Annotated in this window: 20 protein-coding genes and 2 pseudogenes; 10 read left to right on the top strand and 12 right to left on the bottom strand. The window is 60.4% G+C overall.

The window, feature by feature from the left end; genetic code table 11:
• Positions 1–133 precede the first annotated feature (133 nt).
• The 6 genes and pseudogenes from F2S13_RS12190 to F2S13_RS12165 form a co-directional block, all read right to left on the bottom strand.
• Positions 134–1,372, bottom strand: a complete 1,239-nt coding sequence (locus F2S13_RS12190; RefSeq protein ID WP_166361018.1) for a heme biosynthesis protein HemY — start codon at positions 1,370–1,372, stop codon at positions 134–136.
• Positions 1,369–2,496 carry a uroporphyrinogen-III C-methyltransferase gene (locus tag F2S13_RS12185; protein WP_166361016.1) on the bottom strand — a complete coding sequence of 376 codons (1,128 nt, stop codon included), beginning with the start codon at positions 2,494–2,496 and terminating at the stop codon, positions 1,369–1,371. The genes F2S13_RS12190 and F2S13_RS12185 overlap by 4 nt, the downstream gene beginning before the upstream one ends.
• Before the next feature lie 37 nt (positions 2,497–2,533).
• Entirely contained in the window at positions 2,534–3,301 is a 768-nt protein-coding gene (locus F2S13_RS12180; protein ID WP_166361014.1) for a uroporphyrinogen-III synthase, read from the bottom strand.
• Entirely contained in the window at positions 3,298–4,239 is a 942-nt protein-coding gene (hemC, locus tag F2S13_RS12175; RefSeq protein WP_166361012.1) for a hydroxymethylbilane synthase, read from the bottom strand. Before hemC ends, F2S13_RS12180 begins: the two co-directional genes overlap by 4 nt.
• Before the next feature lie 116 nt (positions 4,240–4,355).
• Positions 4,356–5,102, bottom strand: a complete 747-nt coding sequence (locus tag F2S13_RS12170) for a LytR/AlgR family response regulator transcription factor (protein ID WP_166361010.1) — start codon at positions 5,100–5,102, stop codon at positions 4,356–4,358.
• Positions 5,099–5,542, bottom strand: a pseudogene (locus F2S13_RS12165) (sensor histidine kinase); the annotation flags it as partial. The pseudogene F2S13_RS12165 and the gene F2S13_RS12170, both read right to left, overlap by 4 nt.
• Positions 5,543–5,758: 216 nt before the next feature.
• Between F2S13_RS12165 and argH the strand changes: the two are divergent.
• Positions 5,759–7,153 carry an argininosuccinate lyase gene (gene argH / locus F2S13_RS12160; RefSeq protein WP_166361008.1) on the top strand — a complete coding sequence of 465 codons (1,395 nt, stop codon included), beginning with the start codon at positions 5,759–5,761 and terminating at the stop codon, positions 7,151–7,153.
• A 56-nt stretch (positions 7,154–7,209) separates the two neighbouring features.
• Here the strand turns inward: argH and F2S13_RS12155 are convergent, their stop codons facing one another.
• Positions 7,210–7,869, bottom strand: coding sequence for a glutathione S-transferase family protein (locus F2S13_RS12155; RefSeq protein WP_166361007.1), 660 nt, complete (start codon positions 7,867–7,869; stop codon positions 7,210–7,212).
• Positions 7,870–7,994: 125 nt separating this feature from the next.
• Between F2S13_RS12155 and F2S13_RS12150 the strand changes: the two genes are divergently transcribed.
• The 3 genes from F2S13_RS12150 (at position 7,995) to F2S13_RS12140 (ending at position 11,751) form a co-directional block, all read left to right on the top strand.
• On the top strand, positions 7,995–8,279 hold the full coding sequence (locus F2S13_RS12150; protein ID WP_166361005.1) for a hypothetical protein: 285 nt from the start codon (positions 7,995–7,997) through the stop codon (positions 8,277–8,279).
• A gap of 208 nt (positions 8,280–8,487) precedes the next feature.
• Positions 8,488–8,733, top strand: coding sequence for a TIGR02647 family protein (locus F2S13_RS12145; protein WP_166361003.1), 246 nt, complete (start codon positions 8,488–8,490; stop codon positions 8,731–8,733).
• A gap of 171 nt (positions 8,734–8,904) precedes the next feature.
• Complete coding sequence (locus tag F2S13_RS12140; RefSeq protein WP_166361001.1) at positions 8,905–11,751, top strand: class I adenylate cyclase; 2,847 nt, start codon at positions 8,905–8,907, stop codon at positions 11,749–11,751.
• Between the two features lie 10 nt (positions 11,752–11,761).
• Here F2S13_RS12140 and rnk read toward each other — a convergent pair whose 3' ends face one another.
• The 3 genes from rnk to cyaY form a co-directional block, all read right to left on the bottom strand.
• Positions 11,762–12,172 (bottom strand): nucleoside diphosphate kinase regulator, encoded by a 411-nt coding sequence (gene rnk / locus F2S13_RS12135; RefSeq protein ID WP_166360999.1) that lies wholly within the window; start codon positions 12,170–12,172, stop codon positions 11,762–11,764.
• A gap of 144 nt (positions 12,173–12,316) precedes the next feature.
• Complete coding sequence (locus F2S13_RS12130; RefSeq protein ID WP_178119007.1) at positions 12,317–12,553, bottom strand: DUF1289 domain-containing protein; 237 nt, start codon at positions 12,551–12,553, stop codon at positions 12,317–12,319.
• Positions 12,550–12,882 (bottom strand): iron donor protein CyaY, encoded by a 333-nt coding sequence (gene cyaY, locus F2S13_RS12125; RefSeq protein WP_166360995.1) that lies wholly within the window; start codon positions 12,880–12,882, stop codon positions 12,550–12,552. Before cyaY ends, F2S13_RS12130 begins: the two co-directional genes overlap by 4 nt.
• Positions 12,883–13,215: 333 nt before the next feature.
• On the opposite strand from cyaY, the gene lptM reads away from it, so the two are divergent.
• Genes lptM through F2S13_RS12095 form a run of 6 tightly spaced genes read left to right on the top strand, consistent with a single transcriptional unit; the run spans position 13,216 to position 17,799 of the window.
• Complete coding sequence (lptM, locus tag F2S13_RS12120; protein ID WP_166360993.1) at positions 13,216–13,362, top strand: LPS translocon maturation chaperone LptM; 147 nt, start codon at positions 13,216–13,218, stop codon at positions 13,360–13,362.
• 9 nt (positions 13,363–13,371) lie between these two features.
• Positions 13,372–14,619 (top strand): diaminopimelate decarboxylase, encoded by a 1,248-nt coding sequence (gene lysA / locus F2S13_RS12115; protein ID WP_166360991.1) that lies wholly within the window; start codon positions 13,372–13,374, stop codon positions 14,617–14,619.
• Positions 14,620–14,623: 4 nt separating this feature from the next.
• Complete coding sequence (gene dapF, locus F2S13_RS12110) at positions 14,624–15,454, top strand: diaminopimelate epimerase (RefSeq protein WP_166360989.1); 831 nt, start codon at positions 14,624–14,626, stop codon at positions 15,452–15,454.
• Between the two features lie 13 nt (positions 15,455–15,467).
• Positions 15,468–16,205 carry a DUF484 family protein gene (locus F2S13_RS12105; RefSeq protein ID WP_166360987.1) on the top strand — a complete coding sequence of 246 codons (738 nt, stop codon included), beginning with the start codon at positions 15,468–15,470 and terminating at the stop codon, positions 16,203–16,205.
• Between the two features lie 2 nt (positions 16,206–16,207).
• On the top strand, positions 16,208–17,107 hold the full coding sequence (gene xerC / locus F2S13_RS12100) for a tyrosine recombinase XerC (protein ID WP_166360985.1): 900 nt from the start codon (positions 16,208–16,210) through the stop codon (positions 17,105–17,107).
• A complete protein-coding gene (locus F2S13_RS12095; protein WP_166360983.1) occupies positions 17,104–17,799 on the top strand; it encodes an HAD family hydrolase in 696 nt (231 codons plus the stop codon). Before xerC ends, F2S13_RS12095 begins: the two co-directional genes overlap by 4 nt.
• Positions 17,800–17,865: 66 nt before the next feature.
• Here the strand turns inward: F2S13_RS12095 and sutA are convergent, their stop codons facing one another.
• Positions 17,866–18,189 carry a transcriptional regulator SutA gene (gene sutA, locus F2S13_RS12090; protein WP_166360981.1) on the bottom strand — a complete coding sequence of 108 codons (324 nt, stop codon included), beginning with the start codon at positions 18,187–18,189 and terminating at the stop codon, positions 17,866–17,868.
• A 77-nt stretch (positions 18,190–18,266) separates the two neighbouring features.
• A pseudogene (locus tag F2S13_RS12085) lies at positions 18,267–18,458 on the bottom strand (YjbQ family protein); the annotation flags it as partial.
• Positions 18,459–18,659: the final 201 nt, after the last annotated feature.

Below are 18,659 nucleotides of genomic sequence, written 5' to 3'. Positions count from 1 at the left end.
CCGGAGAAGTCTTCAACTATGTAGGGAAAAGCCGACAGAAAGCAGATGATTTGTAAGCATGCGGTGAAATGAAAAGGCGAATCATCTACAAGACCAGGCGGACTTTTCCATTCAGGAAAAGCCCGCCTGCCCTTCAGGTACGATTCGCTTGCGGCAGCGGCAAAGCCAATAGGCGCTTGTCGAGCATGCCAAGCCCCTCCTGAAAAAGTTGGTTGCTGCGTTCGGTATCGCCCAGCTGCGCCAACAGACGAGCCAGCTCGGCACAAGCTTCCGGGTTGCGTTGAAAGCGCAGGCTGCTTTCAAAGTAGTCCCGCGCCTTGCCCCACAAGCGATTTTGCAGGCTCAACCGACCCAGTGTCAGCAACAGGCTCGGATCTTCGGGATGCTGCTTGATCCAGCCCTCGGCTGTTTGCAGCTGACGCGCCGAATCACGCCCACGCACCAGACCATAGAGCCGAGCGAGGTGGCTGTCGTAATCGCGTTTAAGCGCATTGCGCAACACTTCTTCCGCTTCTGCCTCTGCCCCGAGCTGACGTAGCTGCTCGGCATATGCCGCTATCAATTGCGGCTCCTGGCGTTGCGCCGAAGTCAATTGCTGCCAGGCTCGCTCCAATGACTGGCGCCCTGCTTCGCCATCCTGCTCCCGCTGTCCCGCCAGGCTGAGATTCTCGCCCCAGGCACGACGCTCCAGCTCGGCGAGTTCGGCCGCTGGCAGAACCTTGTCCTTGCGCAGCTCCGGCAACAGGCGAATCAATGCCGGCCAGTCGCCCCGTTGCTGATACAGCCTCTGCAACTGGCGCAGTACCTGGGCATTTTGCGGGTGGCGCTCTTGCATGGCTTGCAGGGTAACCAGCGAGCCATCCGTATCTCCCCGGTCCATCTGCAATTGGGCATGATTCAAGGCAATCGCCAGTTCGGCCTCCGGCTGCCTCTCGAGCGCTCGCTCCAGCAAGGTGTCGCTGTCTTCGTAGCGCCCCAACTCGTTTGCCGCACGTGCCGCACCGAGGTAATACAGCAGTGGTTGCCGCTCAGCCTCTGCAGCCCGGTGCAAATGTTTTTGCGCACCGGCCCAGCGTCCCTCGGCCAGATCCAGTTGACCCTGCTCGATCGCAAGCTGTACGCGACGGCTGCGATTACGCCGGGACCAGGGGTTGACCACACCACCGGAGGTAGTCACCAAACCGATCAATGCGTTGACGACCAATACCAGCAACCAGATAAACACCACCAGCGCCAATGTCGCCCAGAGGCTCGACTCGTACCGGAAGCTCTTGTAGGCAATCAGCACGTAGCCGGTATGCTGGGCAATCGCCATGCCCAGCACCGCGGCCACTGCAATCGCGATCACGACTGCCACATAGACGCGCTTCATGGGCTGGTCTCCTCGCCGGCCTGTGCGGCGGGCTTGGCCTCATCGGCAGGCAGGTGTCGGCGCTCAAGATATGCCTGGACCGCACTCAGGGTACCCGCCAGGTCCGGCGTAACGACCGAGACCGGTTGTTTGGCCAGCTCGCCAATCTGCTCGAGCATCATTTTGCTTTGCGGGTTGTCCGGGTTGAAATTGCTCAGCAGCACACTGCGCGCCTCATCCAGCGCCTGGGTATAGACCTTCGGCTCGCCATTGAGCGCAGCCCATTGCGCCTGCTCCAGAGTCAGGCTGAGCGCCAGTCGCACCTGGTTGAGCGCCTGGCCGGCCAGTAGCGGCCGAACATTCTTGTCGGCATTGAAATCAATGCGAATGTAGCGCGAGATTTGATCCCACCATTGCGACCAGCGACTGGGACCATCGCCATCGGCCGTCAAACCGAACAACGATTCGCCCTTGTCCTGATACTCGGGTGCCAGAGCGCTGAGTTGCACAACTTGGTCGCGCAAGGCCACCAACTTCAGGTAGAGGCCCGTGCGATCCGGCTGCTGGACGCTGTGCAAGGCCGCCAGGCTTTTGGCCAGTTGTTCGCGCGCAGCGAAAGCGCCTGGGTCGTTCTGTTCGCGGAGAATTTCATCGGCACCCTGAACCAGGGCCTGGGCACTGCTGATGTCCTGCAGCGCCGACAGTCGCAGGCTGGCAAGGCGCAGCAGATGCTCGGCCTCGGCCAGGCGCCAATCCTTGCGACTGGCGCCGAGCACTGTTTCCAGGCGCTGGCTCATGCGCTGTTGATCGCCCTGCAGCTGTGCCACCAGGCGCCTGCGGTCTTCCAGCTCATCGGCTGCAGGCAACTGCGCCAGCCGTGCCGAGAGCTGCTGTTCACTTTGCTTGAGAATCTGCGTTTGTGCGCTCAAGGCCTCCAACTGCCCGGACTGCACCTGGCGCCCGGCCTCAAGGTGACGTACCTGCCAGATTCCCCAACCGCCTGCCGCAACGCCCGCTGCGCCAAGCAACAGGGCGACTACTGCCAGACCGTTGCCGCTGCGGCGTGGCGCTGGCGTGGCGGGTGTTTCTGCGGGCGCTTCGAGCGCCGACTCAAGATCATCTTTGGGCAAGGCTGTTTCGCTCACGTATCCATCCTTTGCATTGAGGCGTTCGATCGACGCCTTACAGGGCCGGTGCTGGGTATTCCCGCAGCGCTGCCAGCAACGCCGCGGCACTGGCACCACGACAATCCACTACATTCCGCGCACCGGTAGCCTTGGCCATCTCGGCGACTCGCGGACTCGGTACAAACAACGCCATCCGCGACAGTTGCGGCCAATCTTCGCCGGCCAACTGCCGCAGGTGTTCAAATCCTTGCCCGCTGCTGACCACCAGGCCATTCAAGCGATGCTCACGAATCTCGTGCGACAGCGCCCCGGCAGGATATTCCGGCAGCGAGCGGCGATACAATTCCAGATATTCGACACTAGCACCTAGCTCGGTCAACCGCTCGGACAGCAACTCTCGCCCACCCTCTCCACGCATGATCAAGACCCGTGCATCAGGCCTGTTGATTGCCGCGCGCAACTGCGGCATTTGCAGCAGTGCTTCGCTGTCGTCACCCACGGCCGGACAGGTCACGCTCAGGCCATGACTCTCGAGAATCTGCGCAGTGGCTGCGCCAACACTGAACCACCCCTGCAGCGGTGGTTGTGGCCAGAACCGACGGATCAGATCCAGGCCCAGGCGAGCTGCCGGTTTGCTGACGACAATGACGGCGCAATACTGATCCAGCCCGAGAACCTGGCTGCGCTGTGCCACGCTCACCGGCATCGCCTCGATCTCCAGCAGTGGGAAAGCACTGCTGAATATTCCAGCCTCGGCGAGGGTTGCTGTCAGCGCGGTGTTTTCGTCCGCGGGCCGGGTCAGCAACAAGCGCCAGCCATTCACTCGTGACCTGCCTCGCCGTAGACCGCCTTGAGGATCGCATCGGCGCCCTGGGCCAACAAATCTTCGGCAACCCGCACACCCAGCGCCTCGGCATCAGCCTGCGGGCCTCGTGCTTGCGCCTTCAGCAGCAGGCCGCCGCTCGGCGCGCCGACCAGGCCACGCAACCAGACCTGATCACCTTCGAGCACGGCATAACAGGCAATCGGAACCTGACAGCCACCATTGAGGTGTTTGTTCAGCGCTCGCTCGGCCGTTACCCGCACAGCCGTATCGTGATGATGCAAAGGTGCGAGCAACGCATGGATTTCGCTATCGGCAGTACGGCACTCGATGCCAACCGCGCCCTGGCCACCAGCAGGCAGACTGTCTTCGACGCTTATAGTCGAAGTGATGCGGTCTTCAAAGCCCAGGCGGATCAAACCGGCGGCCGCAAGAATGATCGCGTCGTATTCGCCCGCATCCAGCTTGGCCAGGCGGGTATTGACGTTGCCACGCAGGAAACGGATTTCCAGGTCCGGGCGCCGTGCCAGCAATTGTGTCTGACGACGCAGACTGGAAGTCCCGACGATACTGCCTTTGGGCAAGGCGTCGAGGCTTTCATAGGTATTGGAAACGAAGGCGTCGCGCGGGTCTTCGCGCTCGCAGATGCAGAACAGTCCCAGGCCTTCGGGAAAGTCCATCGGCACATCTTTCATCGAGTGCACGGCAATGTCGGCTTCCTGCTCGAGCAGTGCCGTCTCCAGCTCCTTGACGAACAGGCCCTTGCCGCCGATTTTCGACAATGGCGAGTCGAGCAGCTTGTCGCCGCGACTCACCATCGGCACCAGCGTCACGACAAGACCAGGGTGGGCCTGCTCCAGGCAAGACTTGACGTATTCGGCCTGCCACAAGGCCAGGGCACTTTTGCGGGTAGCAATGCGGATTTCGCGAGAGGACATGGATCAATCCGTATTAAATAGATTAAGACGGATAATAACAGCTCAGCGAAAGCAGCTTTGATTTCTCTATGAATGGGGGTGGCCATCCCTGGCCTACGTTGCCTCCACGCCCCGCCCTAAAGCTGTTGCATCATTTTGCGTACACCCGCCACATGACGACGGCTGACGATCAAGGCATCGCCATTGAGCCCTTTGAGATACAGCTGGAAGTGCCCAAGAGGCGTGCGCTGCAGCCGCTCGATACGGTCTCGCGCCACCAGTGCATTGCGGTGGATACGCACGAAACGGTCGCCAAACTCGTCTTCCAGCGCCTTCAATGGCTCGTCCAGCAGAACCTCGCCGCCCTCATGGCGCAAGGTGACGTATTTGTGGTCGGCGATGAAATAGATCACTTGATCCAACGGAATCAGTTCGATGCCTTTGCGGGTACGCGCACTGATATGGCTGCGTGGCCCGTTGCCGCTTTCTGCCGCCGGACGTGTCAGGGCCGCCAATTGCACGCGATTGGGGCGCTCGGCCTTTTTCAGGGCCACAAGCAGATCCTCGGGCCGCACCGGCTTGACCAGAAAGCCGACGGCACTGACCTTGAAGGCGTCCACGGCGAACTCGTCATGGGCGGTACAAAACACGATAGCTGGGGGCGCTTCGCGCTCGCACAGCTTCGCGGCTACCTGCAGGCCATCGAGGCCGGGCATGCGAATGTCGAGCAACACCACATCCGGCTTGAGGCTTTCTATCAAGGCCAGGGCCTCTTCGCCATTACTGGCACTGGGCTCCAGGACAGTGTAGCCCTCGAGGTCGCTGACCAATCGGCTCAAGCGCTCGCGGGCCAGGGGTTCGTCATCAACGATCAGGACATTCATATTGCGCTGGATTCCTGCGTGGGTCTCGCACAAGGATAGCGTAGACAGGTGAAGTGACGACCGTCACGGCGATCCACGCTCAGACTCGCACGAGGGCCAAAAAGTGCCGCAAGCCGAGCACCAATATTTAGCAGTGCCTGCTGGGTACCGCTCGAAGCCTGCAGCACCGCAGCTTCGTCGTAGGGATTGCTGAGACACAATATGAACTCTCCCTTTTTATAGTCTGCTTCGACCCTGACCACACCACCGTCGACTCGTGGCGATATTCCATGGATCAGGGCATTCTCCAATAACGGTTGTAAGGTTAGCTGTGGAATGGGTAGATCATCGGGAATTGTGTTGATCCTCAAGTCCAACTGTAGACGCTTGCCGAGACGATATTGCTCAATTGATAAATATCGTTTGGCAAGCGCAACCTCTTCCTTCCATAAAACCAGGGTATCGGACGCGCAACGCGGCCTGCGCTTGCTGTCACCACCGGCTTTGAAGATAAAAGTAGCGCAATAACGGCGCGGTGATGATCCGGCCAGGGTCAATGCAACGATCAGGATGCACCGCAAGCAACAAAAAACCACCGACCACTGTACTCCGACGTCATTGGCAACCCTGTTATCATCTGTACCAATTTCCCGTTCACGCCTTCAACGAGCGAATCCATGAGCACTGACAAGACCAACCAGTCCTGGGGCGGCCGCTTCAGTGAGCCCGTCGACGCCTTTGTCGCCCGCTTCACCGCCTCCGTCAACTTTGACCAGCGCCTGTATCGCCACGACATCATGGGGTCGATTGCCCACGCCACGATGCTGGCCAAGGTCGGCGTCCTCACCGATGCCGAGCGCGATACCATCATCGATGGCCTCAAGACCATCGAATCCGAGATCGAGGCCGGCACTTTCGACTGGCGCGTCGATCTCGAAGACGTGCACATGAATATCGAAGCGCGCCTGACCGACCGCATCGGCATCACCGGCAAGAAGCTGCACACCGGGCGTAGCCGCAACGACCAGGTCGCCACCGATATCCGCCTGTGGCTGCGCGACGAGATCGACCTGATCCTGGGCGAAATCACCCGCCTGCAGAAAGGCCTGCTGGAGCAAGCCGAGCGCGAAGCCGAAACCATCATGCCCGGCTTCACTCACCTGCAGACGGCCCAGCCGGTGACCTTCGGGCACCACTTGCTGGCCTGGTTCGAAATGCTCAGCCGTGACTACGAACGCCTGGTCGACTGCCGCAAGCGCACCAACCGCATGCCGCTGGGCAGTGCGGCGCTGGCGGGGACAACTTACCCGATCGACCGCGAGCTGACTTGCCAGCTGCTGGGCTTCGAGGCCGTGGGCGGCAACTCGCTCGACGGCGTTTCCGATCGCGATTTCGCCATCGAGTTCTGCGCTGCCGCGAGCCTGGCAATGATGCACTTGTCGCGCTTCTCCGAAGAGCTGGTGCTGTGGACCAGCGCGCAATTCCAGTTCATCGATCTGCCGGATCGTTTCTGCACCGGCAGCTCGATCATGCCGCAAAAGAAAAACCCGGACGTTCCCGAACTGGTGCGTGGCAAGAGCGGCCGCGTGTTCGGCTCGCTGATGGGCCTGCTGACCTTGATGAAGGGCCAACCGCTGGCCTACAACAAGGACAATCAGGAAGACAAGGAACCGCTGTTCGATGCCGCCGACACCCTGCGCGACTCGCTGCGGGCGTTCGCCGACATGATCCCGGCGATCAAGCCAAAACACGCCATCATGCGAGAAGCGGCGCTGCGCGGGTTCTCGACCGCCACCGACCTTGCCGATTACCTGGTACGTCGCGGCCTGCCATTCCGTGATTGCCACGAAATCGTTGGCCATGCCGTGAAGTACGGCGTGGAATCGGGCAAGGATCTGGCCGAGATGAGCCTGGACGAGTTGCGCCAGTTCAGCGATCAGATCGAGCAGGACGTGTTCGCCGTGTTGACCCTGGAAGGTTCGGTCAATGCGCGCAACCACATCGGCGGAACCGCCCCGGCCCAGGTCAAGGCAGCGGTAGCCCGCGGCCAGGCACTGCTGGCTAGCCGCTAAAAACACCAAAGCCCGATGGCAGGTTTGCCATCGGGCTTTGGTTTTTCACCTGGCGCCTACTTCTTGGCGCTGACCATCGCAAGGAAAGCCGGCATTGCCGCATCCTTGTCCGCAGCCACGCGCTGCACGTTCGGGTTCTGCTCCAGACGCGCGAACAGCGACTTGGCTGCAGGCAACTCGGCAAGGAAATCCATATCGAAGAGCTTCTTGCCGACCGCGCAAGCCAGGCCGACGCTGTAAAGGAAGTACAGGTCCGCCACGCTCAGGCTCGGGCCGGCTACATAGGGTGCGAATTTGCCGTGACGCCCCAGCGAAGCGAATCCCAGCAACAACTCTGCCTTGGCTTTTTCCTTGATCGCTTCAGGCACCGGGGTGCCGAAGAATGCCTCTGCATAGCAACTGCGAGCAGGCAATTCGATATACAACTCGATCTCTCTGGCCAGTGCCAATACCTGCGCGCGTTGAAACGGCTCGCTGGGCAATAGGGCTGGACCTGACTGGGTCTGCTCGAGGTATTCGAGGATCACGCTGGTTTCGTTGACATACCCTTGCTCGACACCCAGGACCGGAACTTTTCCACGCGGGCTGATGGCAAGCGCCTCCGGGCTAAAGCCTGCAAAAAACGGTACCTCTTCAAAGGGCAATCCCTTCTCCAGTAGCGCCAGCTTGACCATGTTGTAGTAATTGCTGACCGCAAATCCGTATAGCTTGAGCATCACATAGCCTCCAGGCCGTGCAGGGGTTGGCAGGAGCCATTTATAGAATGCCGGCCGGCATCTGACCAGCAGCATCAGTGGCCTGAATAAAGGTAAACTGGCCGCCTTTCCTTGAGGAGCCTGCCATGAGCGAGCCAACCGATATCGACAACGACGAAGAAGAATTCGCCGAAACCACGCTGATCGAAGCGATCGAAAACCAGATCGAGAGCGACAACCCGCCAGCGGCCAAGGCGACCTTCAACAAATTGACGTTGGTCGGCTATGAGCGCGAAGACATCCTGCAAATGATGGCCCATGTGCTGGCCGTCGAGATCGATGCGATCCTCGAAGAAGACCGCGCATTCAATACCGAGTGGTACGAAGCGGCGCTGCGTGCCCTGCCGGAGCTACCTCCAGAGAAGTCATAAGATCTGACGCGGCGCGGGAAACATTCTGCGGCAAATCTTCCAGGGCCTATCTACACTGGAAGCACCCCCGCTGCCGCACGCTTTACGGGGCCACACGACAAACCGCCACCCAAGACAGCAAAAGCGTTCAGAGAGCACTGGACAGGCTGACAAAGTGCGGTCACCTTAGGGGCGCTGTCGCCTAATTCCTAGAAAGTCTGGAGTCCTTATGTCGTATACCCCTGAGTTGGTTGCCGAACTGGAAATCCTTGCACTCTTCAACCTGGGGAGCTCCCAGGAAGGCCTGAAAATTCATCAGACCGCTGCCCCAACCGCCATCGCCGCTGCACAGCGCCTGTTCGAAAAAGAACTGATCACCCAACCCGATGGCGGCTATCTGACCAGCCTGGGACGCGACGCTGCCGAGTACGCCCAAGGATTGCTGACCATTCTGGCCGTCAAAGAACCCGCATAAGCACTGCCCTTTCGCTCCCGGGATCCTATGTACAGGATTCCGAGAGCACGCCGCCGCGCGATAAAAAACTGACGTCAAAAATCAAATTCAGCTTAAAGCCGTCCAATCTTCGGTTGTAGACTGCGTCCCGCACGAGAACTTGTCACTGCGGACCCGGATGGCCTGTTTGAGATGACGCGCACACACGAAATACGCCCAGACCTGGAAGAAGGCATCGACCGCAAGGTCCTCGGCCAACTGCGCGCGCGCTTCCTGAAGGTCAACCAGGGGCGCCTGGACCGCGCTCTGGAGAGGCTTTCCACCCGACAGCAACTGGTCCTCAATCTGTTGCCGCTGCTTTTCCACGTCAACCACCCATTGTTGCCCGGCTATATCTCGGGTGCGATCCCCGCCGGTGTATCTTGCTTCGAACCTGATGCCGAGGTCCTGGCCAGCGCTCAACGCCTGGCCCGCTCGTTCTCCTGCAAGTCACGCCGAGATCATGCATCGCGACCGATCCATGGGCTTTTCCTGATGGGCAGCCTGGGCACCCTGGCCCAGACCGAGCAAAGCGACATGGATGTCTGGGTTTGCCATGCCGCGGATCTGACCACTGCCGAGCTGACTGCGTTGCAGCGCAAATGCGAGCTGCTGGAAGCCTGGGCAGCCAGCCAGGGGGCCGAGGCGCATTTCTTCCTGGTTGAGCCGAGCCGCTTCGTACAAGGCGAGCGTGATGGCCAGCTCAGTTCCGAAGACTGTGGATCCAGCCAGCACTACTTGCTGCTGGATGAGTTCTACCGGACCGCAATCTGGCTCGCCGGACGCACGCCCTTGTGGTGGCTGGTGCCGGTCTACGAAGAAGCCCGATACAACGAGTACGTCCACGCATTAATTTCCAAGCGCTTCATCCGCACAGACGAAACCCTTGATCTCGGGAACCTGGCGCACATTCCGCCCGGGGAATTCATTGGCGCGGGCCTCTGGCAATTGTTCAAGGGCATCGAATCGCCTTACAAGTCCGTCATCAAACTGCTGCTGACGGAGGTCTACGCCAGTGAACACCCTCGAGTTCAATGCCTGAGCCTGCGCTTCAAGCAGGCAGTGTTTGCCAATCGGCTCGATCTGGACGAACTCGACCCCTATATGGTCGTGTACCGCCGGCTCGAGGAGTATCTGCTGGCCCGCGCCGAACCCGAGCGCCTGGAGCTGGTGCGCCGCTGCCTCTACCTGAAGGTCAACAAGAAGCTCAGCGGCCTGTCCCGCCAGCGCAACACCAACTGGCAACGCCAGTTGCTCGAGCGACTGGCACGCGAGTGGGGTTGGGATGAGCGCCAACTGGCGTTGCTCGACAGTCGCAGCCAGTGGAAAGTCCATCAGGTGGAGGCCGAACGTCGCTCACTGGTCAATGCGCTCAATTACAGCTATCGGTTCCTGAACCAGTTCGCACGCGCTCAGGATGGGGCCAGCCTCATTACCCGGCGTGACCTCAGCGTGCTGGGACGACGCCTGTATGCAGCGTTCGAACGCAAGTCCGGCAAAGTCGAGTTCATCAATCCCGGCATCGCCCCGGACTTGGCCGAAGACACGCTGACCCTGGTCCAGTCGCCCAATCGCAAGGAGCCGGGTCACGCTCACTGGAGCTTTTATAGCGGTAATCTCAACACAAATGAATGGGAGCACTTCACCCCGATCAAACGCAGCCGCGGACTGTTGGAACTGCTTGCCTGGAGCCATCGCAATGGCGTGATCGACAGCAGCACCCGACTGGCCTTGCACCCTGGCAGCAGTGACTTGAGCGAGTTTGAGCTGTTCAATCTGCTTGGCAGTTTGCAACAGGCTGTGCCGCTGCCGTTGTCCATGGTCGCCGAAGAGCAGTTGATGCGCCCCAGCGAACCGAAGGAAGTGCTGTTGCTGGTCAATGTCGGGATCGACCCACTCAAACATCATCGCGACTTGAATGTCTCGATGACAACCGAGCGCACGGATTCGCTGAGCTTCGCCGGCGTGCGGGCAAACCTGGTGCTGAGCCTCGATCAGGTGACACTCAATAGCTGGAACGAACTGCAAGTCCACCGGTATGAGAGCGAGAATGCCTTGCTCGACTGCCTGCGCGACTATCTCAACAGCCTGGCCAACCAGGTTGCACCACCACAGCTGCGGGTCCGCTGCTTCTGCCGCAGCCGTGCGCAGGCCATCACCTTGCGGGTCGAGGAAGTGATCGGCACAGCCCAGGCATTACTGGCCCAGGGGCTCGATCACCGCTACCTGATTCAAGTGCAACACGGTTATTGCGTGCTGGAGCTGGTACCGGGCCAGGTCAAGCATGCTGTCATGACCAGCCAGGCCGCGTTGCTCGACTACCTGAGCGAAGAGCGGGTGAGCTACAGCCCAGTGCATCTGGACGACAATGCATTGGAAGAGCATGACCTGGCGCTGGTTCTGCCTCTGGGGCAACCGGAGTGCGTCCAGGTGTTCTATCGCCTGAACGACGGGCAGGCTCAGGTTTATGTACTCGATGAGTTCAATGCGCTGTGGCAACAACGCCTGCCGTTTCATGACGAACAAAGCCTGCTGGCCCCGCTGCAGCGCTTCCTTGCATCGATCATCCATCGCCGCGATGCCCAGCGTCCGCTCGACTGCCTGCAGCCGCCCGAGATGTTCAAGACGCTCTACTATCAGTTGTTGCCTTCCGGCCCCGGGCGGGCTCGACGGATCGAGCCCCGCCAGGCGCCGCAGATCCCGATCGACAAGCCTTTCTATGAAGTTCAGGCCATTGTCGAAAGGACTGTCGCGCAGATGCGCGTGACCTTGTTCTGCAATCAGAAAGAATTTTCCGAGCTCGAATATGGCGACCAGCTTTATCGCGTGGTCGCCCGGGAGATCATCGGCCAGCGCCTGGAAGTTGCGCGTTATCGCTGCTACATCACCGACATCGACCTGTGCGGCCTGCCGGGCGACGGCCACGGCTCGAGCAACCTGTATCTACGTTACAAGAGCGACCTGGAAAACGCGCTTAACCGCGCCCTGGAGCTGGCCTGATCGTGACGGCTCAGCGGCTGTATACACCGGCGGCTTCAGGCTGGTACTCGACTTCAATCAAGGTCAGCTTGAGGGTCTTGCCACCCGGCGCCGGCCAATCGATCTGCTCCCCCACCGAGAGCCCGAGCAAGGCACAGCCGATCGGTGCGAGAACCGAAACCTTGCCTTCGCCACCAGCGTCCTGCGGGTAGACCAGGGTCAGGTGGTAATCCTTTCCGCTGCTTTCTTCGCGGCAGTGCACACGCGAATTCATGGTCACGACACCGGGTGGAACTTCATCGTGACCGACTACCTTTTCGGCGCGGTCCAGCTCGGCCTGCAGGGCGATGACGCCCGGCAGCGAATCATCGAGGCTGTCGATCAGGCGCTCGAGACGCTGTACGTCCAATCGGGTAAGGGTAAGTGAAGGTGCGGTGCTCATGATCCAGGCAGACTCCTTTTTTCTGGGCGGCATAAAGAAAAACCCCGCCCAGAAGGCGGGGTTTTCTACAAGCTTCGCGGTACGAAGTAATCTGGACACTAACACAGACGGATAAATACACAAGCCGCCGGTTGTTACAGCGAATCACCGCACGCTGTTACCCGCGGCCTGACGCCGTTGCCGAGCATTGCGACAAATCTCCCGACGCTGCTCGTCGTCGGCCGAGCGCCACTGGCGAATGTCCTCGACATGGCGAAAACAGCCACGGCAAATCTTTTCTTCGTCCAGTCGACACAAGCTGATGCAAGGCGACGGCACGGCCGGGCTGACGTTGCTGTACAACGGCTTGGGCGGTTTATCCACAGGAGCTGTCAAACTCAGATCTCTTCGAAGTCGAGCTCCACGCCCGCCTGTTCCTGGGTGATACGCGCCAGCATCTCGCCGAGCAGCTCATCGGTGGTGTCGCACATCCACTTTTTGCTTTCTTCGTCGTAGTCGAAGTGAAAACCGCCGGAACGTGCTGCTAGCCATAGCTGACGCAGCGGTTCCTGACGGCTGATGATCAGCTGGGTGCCATTTTCGAATTTCACGGTCAGGACGCCGGCCGAATTCTCCAGGTCCAGATCCAGGTCGCTTTCGTCGAAGATATCTTCCAATGCCTGCTGGGTGGCATCGACCAGATCGTGAAAACGGGCTTCGGTCAAACTCATTGCAAGAACCTCGAAAAATGTCTGTTCACGCTGCAGCGGGGCACCATACGAGTGTGCCATGCCGAATGCAAAGAATAACGACCACAGGCTGGGTCATGTCAGGAAATTTGATACTGCCTGTCATGGCCTCATCGCTGGCAAGCCAGCTCCCACAGGATGGATGCGGGCTCGAGATCGCAGCACTACCTGTGGGAGCGGGCTTGCCCGCGATCGAGCGCAAAGCGCTCGCAGAATACCCGTAAGCCCCGCCAGACGGGCAGCAGGCCGCATAGGCAAGCCGTCGGGGGCTGGGTATACTCGGGCGCAATTACTGCTTATTCAAAGGATTTCGCCATGAAGCGCCTGATCTCCTCCCTTGCTGCGCTCGTCGCGGTTGCCTGCCTTGTTTCAGCCTGCGGTCAAAAGGGTCCGCTGTACCTGCCTGATGACAGCAAAACCCCTGAAGAACAAGCCAAATCGCAATCGCACAAGCACTACTAAGGGAAATCCATGGACGCTTTCAACTACCGCGACGGTGAACTGTTCGCGGAAGGTGTCGCTTTGTCGACCATCGCCGAGCGTTTCGGCACCCCGACCTATGTGTACTCGCGCGCGCATATCGAAGCCCAGTACCGGTCCTATGCCGATGCCCTGGAGGGCGTTTCCAGCCTGGTCTGCTTTGCCGTCAAGGCCAACTCCAACCTGGGCGTGCTGAACGTCCTGGCACGCCTGGGCGCAGGCTTCGACATCGTTTCCGGTGGTGAGCTGGAGCGCGTTCTGGCGGCCGGCGGCCGCGCTGACAAGGTCGTTTTCTCCGGCGTCGGCAAGACCCGCGAAGACATGCGTCGTGCCCTGGAAGTCGGCGTGCACTGCTTCAACGTCGAATCCACCGATGAGCTCGAGCGCCTGCAGGTCGTCGCCGCCGAGATGGGCGTTCGCGCACCGGTCTCGCTACGAGTAAACCCGGACGTGGACGCCGGCACCCACCCGTACATTTCCACCGGGCTCAAGGAAAACAAGTTCGGTATCGCCATTGCCGATGCCGAAGATGTGTACGTGCGTGCCGCACAACTGCCCAATCTGGAACTTGTCGGCGTCGATTGCCATATCGGCTCGCAGCTGACCACCCTCGAACCCTTCCTGGACGCGCTCGATCGCCTGCTGGGCTTGATCGATCGCCTGGGCGATTGCGGCATTCACCTGCGCCACCTGGACCTGGGCGGCGGCGTTGGCGTGCGCTACCGCGATGAAGAGCCGCCGCTCGCTGCCGACTACATCAAGGCCGTGCGCGAGCGCCTGGGCGATCGAGACCTGGCACTGGTCTTCGAGCCGGGCCGTTACATCGTGGCCAACGCCGGCGTGCTGCTGACTCGGGTCGAGTACCTCAAGCACACCGAGCACAAGGACTTCGCCATCGTCGATGCGGCCATGAACGACTTGATTCGCCCGGCACTGTACCAGGCCTGGATGGACGTCAAGGCGGTCCAGCCTCGCGATGCAGCACCTCGCACCTATGATGTGGTCGGCCCGATCTGCGAAACCGGGGACTTCCTGGCCAAGGGCCGTCAACTGGCGCTGGCCGAAGGCGATCTGCTGACGGTGCACTCGTCCGGCGCTTATGGCTTTGTGATGAGTTCCAACTACAACACACGTGGCCGTTGCGCCGAAGTGCTGGTCGATGCCGGACAGGCATTCGAAGTGCGCCGTCGTGAAACCGTGGCCGAGTTGTATGCTGGCGAAAGCCTGCTGCCGGAGTAACCCCATGCTGCTGCGTTTTACCAAGATGCATGGGCTGGGCAACGACTTCATGGTCCTTGACCTGGTCAGCCAGCATGCACACATCCTGCCCAAGCACGCCAAGCAATGGGGCGATCGACACACCGGTGTCGGGTTCGATCAGCTGCTGATTGTCGAGGCACCGAGCAACCCGGACGTGGACTTCCGCTATCGGATTTTCAATGCCGACGGCTCGGAAGTGGAACAGTGCGGCAATGGTGCCCGCTGCTTCGCCCGCTTCGTGCTGGACAAGCGCCTGACGGCGAAAAAGCGTATCCGCGTCGAAACCAAAAGCGGCATCATCGAGCTCGATGTGCGCAGCGATGGTCAGATCAGCGTCGACATGGGTCCGCCACGCCTGGTTCCGGCCGATATTCCCTTCCAGGCCGAAGCCCAGGCGCTCAGCTATTCGCTGGACGTTGCCGGCCAGACGGTTGAGCTGGCGGCCGTGTCCATGGGCAACCCACATGCGGTGTTGCGTGTCGACGACATCAACAATGCACCGGTGCATGACCTGGGGCCGAAGATCGAAAACCACCCGCGCTTCCCACAGCGGGTCAACGTCGGTTTTCTGCATGTGGTGGATCGTCAGCGTGCACAGCTGCGGGTCTGGGAGCGCGGTGCCGGGGAAACCCAGGCCTGTGGTACCGGTGCCTGCGCCGCAGCCGTGTCCGCCATCAGCCAGGGTTGGATGGATTCACCGCTGTTGATCGACCTGCCAGGCGGGCGCCTGTCCATCGAATGGGCAGGCCCTGGCCAACCCGTATTGATGACCGGCCCGGCAGTGCGGGTCTACGAAGGACAAGTTCGTCTATGAGTGAGCAAAACCAATGACTGACAAGCCTCAGGCTCCAGCCGATAAGCCCAGCGAGCAACCCTCAGAAAGCTTGACGCCTGCACTTGAGGCCCAAGCGGTTGCCGAATATTTGCGCGCTCACCCCGAGTTCTTCGTCGAGCATGAAGACGTGCTCGTCGAACTGCGCATTCCACACCAGCGTGGCGACACCATCTCGCTGGTCGAACGCCAGCTGAAACTGCTGCGCGAGCGCAACATCGAGATGCGCCATCGGCTCTCGCAACTGATGGATGTGGCACGGGACAACGATCGCCTGTTCGACAAAACTCGCCGCCTGATCCTCGACCTGCTCGATGCCACCAGCCTGGATGAAGTGGTGATCGCCGTCGAAGACAGCCTGCGCCAGGAATTCCAGGTACCCTTCGTGAGCCTGATCCTGTTCAGCGAAACCGCCACCCCGGTGGGCCGCTGGGTCAACAGCAGCGAAGCCCAGCAAGCCATCGGCGGACTGCTCTCGGGCGGCAAGACCGTCAGTGGCACCCTGCGCGACCATGAACTGGACTTTCTCTTCGGCGAAGAACAGCGCAAGGAAGTCGGCTCCAGCGCCGTGGTCGCCCTGACTCATCAAGGCCTGCATGGCGTATTGGCAATCGGCAGCCGCGACCCGCAGCACTACAAGAGCTCGGTCGGCACCTTGTTCCTCACTTACATTGCCGAAGTCCTCGGGCGTATCGTGCCACGTTTCACCAATACCCTGCGCTCGGTTCGCTAGTCGTGGAGGCGCATCTGGAGGCTTTCTGCGCTCACCTGCGCAGTGAGCGTCAAGTCTCGGCGCACACTCTGGAAGCCTATCGGCGCGACCTGAACAAAGTACTCGCCTTCTGCGCCAAGGAGCGGGTGGACAGCTGGAACGCTCTGGATATCCAGCACCTGCGGCGCCTGGTCGCTCGCCTGCATCAGCAGGGCCAATCCTCGCGCAGCCTGGCCCGCCTGCTGTCGGCCGTTCGCGGCTTCTATCGTTATCTCAATCGCGAAGGCCTTTGCAGTCACGACCCAGCCAATGGCCTGAGCCCACCCAAGGGCGAGCGGCGCCTGCCGAAAACCCTGGATACCGATCGAGCGTTGCAGTTGCTCGACGGTGCTGTCGAAGATGACTTTCTGGCGCACCGCGATCAGGCCATCCTCGAACTGTTCTATTCATCCGGCCTGCGCCTGAGCGAGCTGACCGGGCTCAACCTGGAGCAACTCGACCTGGCCGACGGCCTGGTTCAAGTGCACGGCAAAGGCAGCAAGACTCGCGTATTGCCGATCGGCCGCAAGGCCCGTGAAGCCCTGGAGCTGTGGCTACCGCTGAGGGCCATGAGCAATCCCCCGGATGATGCCGTCTTCGTCAGCCAGAAGGGCCGTCGCCTCGGGCCACGTGCGATCCAGCTGCGGGTACGCGCCGCCGGCGAGCGCGAGCTGGGGCAGAACCTGCATCCGCACATGCTGCGGCACTCATTCGCCAGTCACATGCTGGAGTCGTCACAGGACCTGCGTGCAGTTCAGGAAATGCTCGGCCATGCCGACATCGCCACTACCCAGATTTATACCCACCTGGACTTCCAGCACCTGGCAACGGTATACGATAGTGCTCATCCTCGAGCCAAACGCAGCAAGGGCAGTGATACATGACCATCAAGCTGATCACCTTCGACCTCGATGACACGCTGTGGGATACCGCCCCGGTCATCGTCAGTGCCGAAGCCGTCCTGCGTGACTGGCTGGCTGAAAACGCCCCCAACCTTGGGCCGGTGCCGGTCGAGCATCTTTATGCGATTCGCGAGCGACTGGTGCAGGCCGAGCCGGGCTTGAAACACCGGATCAGTGCACTACGCCGCAAGGTGCTGTTCCATGCCCTGGAAGATGCCGGGTACGCCCAGGTCAAGGCGCAAGCGCTGGCCGACAAGGGCTTCGAGGTGTTCCTCCACGCCCGCCATCAAATCGAGATTTTCCCCGAGGTCCAGCCGATGCTGGAAATCCTGTGCCAGCACTACACCCTGGGTGTGCTCACCAATGGCAATGCCGATGTGCGCCGCCTGGGCCTGGCCGATTACTTCAAATTCACCCTTTGCGCCGAGGACCTCGGCGTCGGCAAACCCGCCCCCGAACTGTTCCATGAAGCCCTCAGCCGCGGCCAGGCGGACGCCAGCACTGCAGTACATATCGGTGATCACCCTGGCGACGATATCGCCGGCGCCCAGCAGGCGGGCATGCGGGCGATCTGGTTCAACCCGCAGGGCAAGCCCTGGCAAGCCGAGCGCGCCCCGGATGCGGAGATTCAGAGCCTGAAGCAGCTGCCCGGGATTCTTTCGCGCTGGGCTTGATACCACATTGAAACGCCCATGAAAAAGCCCGCAGCGACGGCGGGCTTTTTCATGGCATGCGGACAGTCAAATAGGGCGACTGCCGTATTTGTTGTCAGGCTTCTTGGGTGGATCGGCCACCACATTCGCCTCGACCTCCTGCACTTTGCCACCACGTGCGAGGAACTCTTCCATCGCCTTGGCCAGGGCGTCACGCTCTTTGTTCTTGGCTTCTATGCTGGGCAGTTCGTCGACCGAGACCGCAGCTTTGGCCTTGCCCTTGGCAGTAGGGACAGGTGCATCACCGCCATCATCTTCCGCGACATCTTCAGCGGCCGCTTCAAGACCTTCTTCGGTTTCGTCGTCATCACCTACTTCGAGGTCATCGTTTTCCAGATCATCGTCGCTCATGTTCTACCTCATGACTTGCGAAAAGCAGATTAGTTATAGCCCAGCTACGCCATCTGTCGAAGGCCGCCAGGGAAAATTCAACATCCACTGGTAACCAGCGGCTTGAGTACCTTCGCCTTACACAGGGCGAGGGCCTTGCGAGCACCATGATCGTGGTGCTCGCCCAAATAAACATCCTGCCAGCTACTCAACGCCAATCGTCCGCTCGTTTTCGGCAAGCTCAATTGACAGCCTAGCAAACTGGACTCCAAGTGTGCAGGCAGGTCGTCAGCAGCTGACGGGCGCATTCTAGCGCGCTGAGGGAAAAAGCAAAGGGGCTAAGTTTCTCTGTAGGCTGTAAGTGTTCGTCCCACATTTTCCTACAGAACCGACACTCCCGCGAACGGCTCGAAGAAACCGTTTGCGTAGTACACAAATGACAAACGCCAGACAAAAAAATGCCCGGCAAGCCGGGCATTTTTTTCGCCGCG

It is taken from the genome of Pseudomonas akapageensis (assembly GCF_011355085.1).
GTDB lineage: Bacteria > Pseudomonadota > Gammaproteobacteria > Pseudomonadales > Pseudomonadaceae > Aquipseudomonas > Aquipseudomonas akapageensis.
This window is presented reverse-complemented; position numbering and strand designations above follow the sequence as displayed.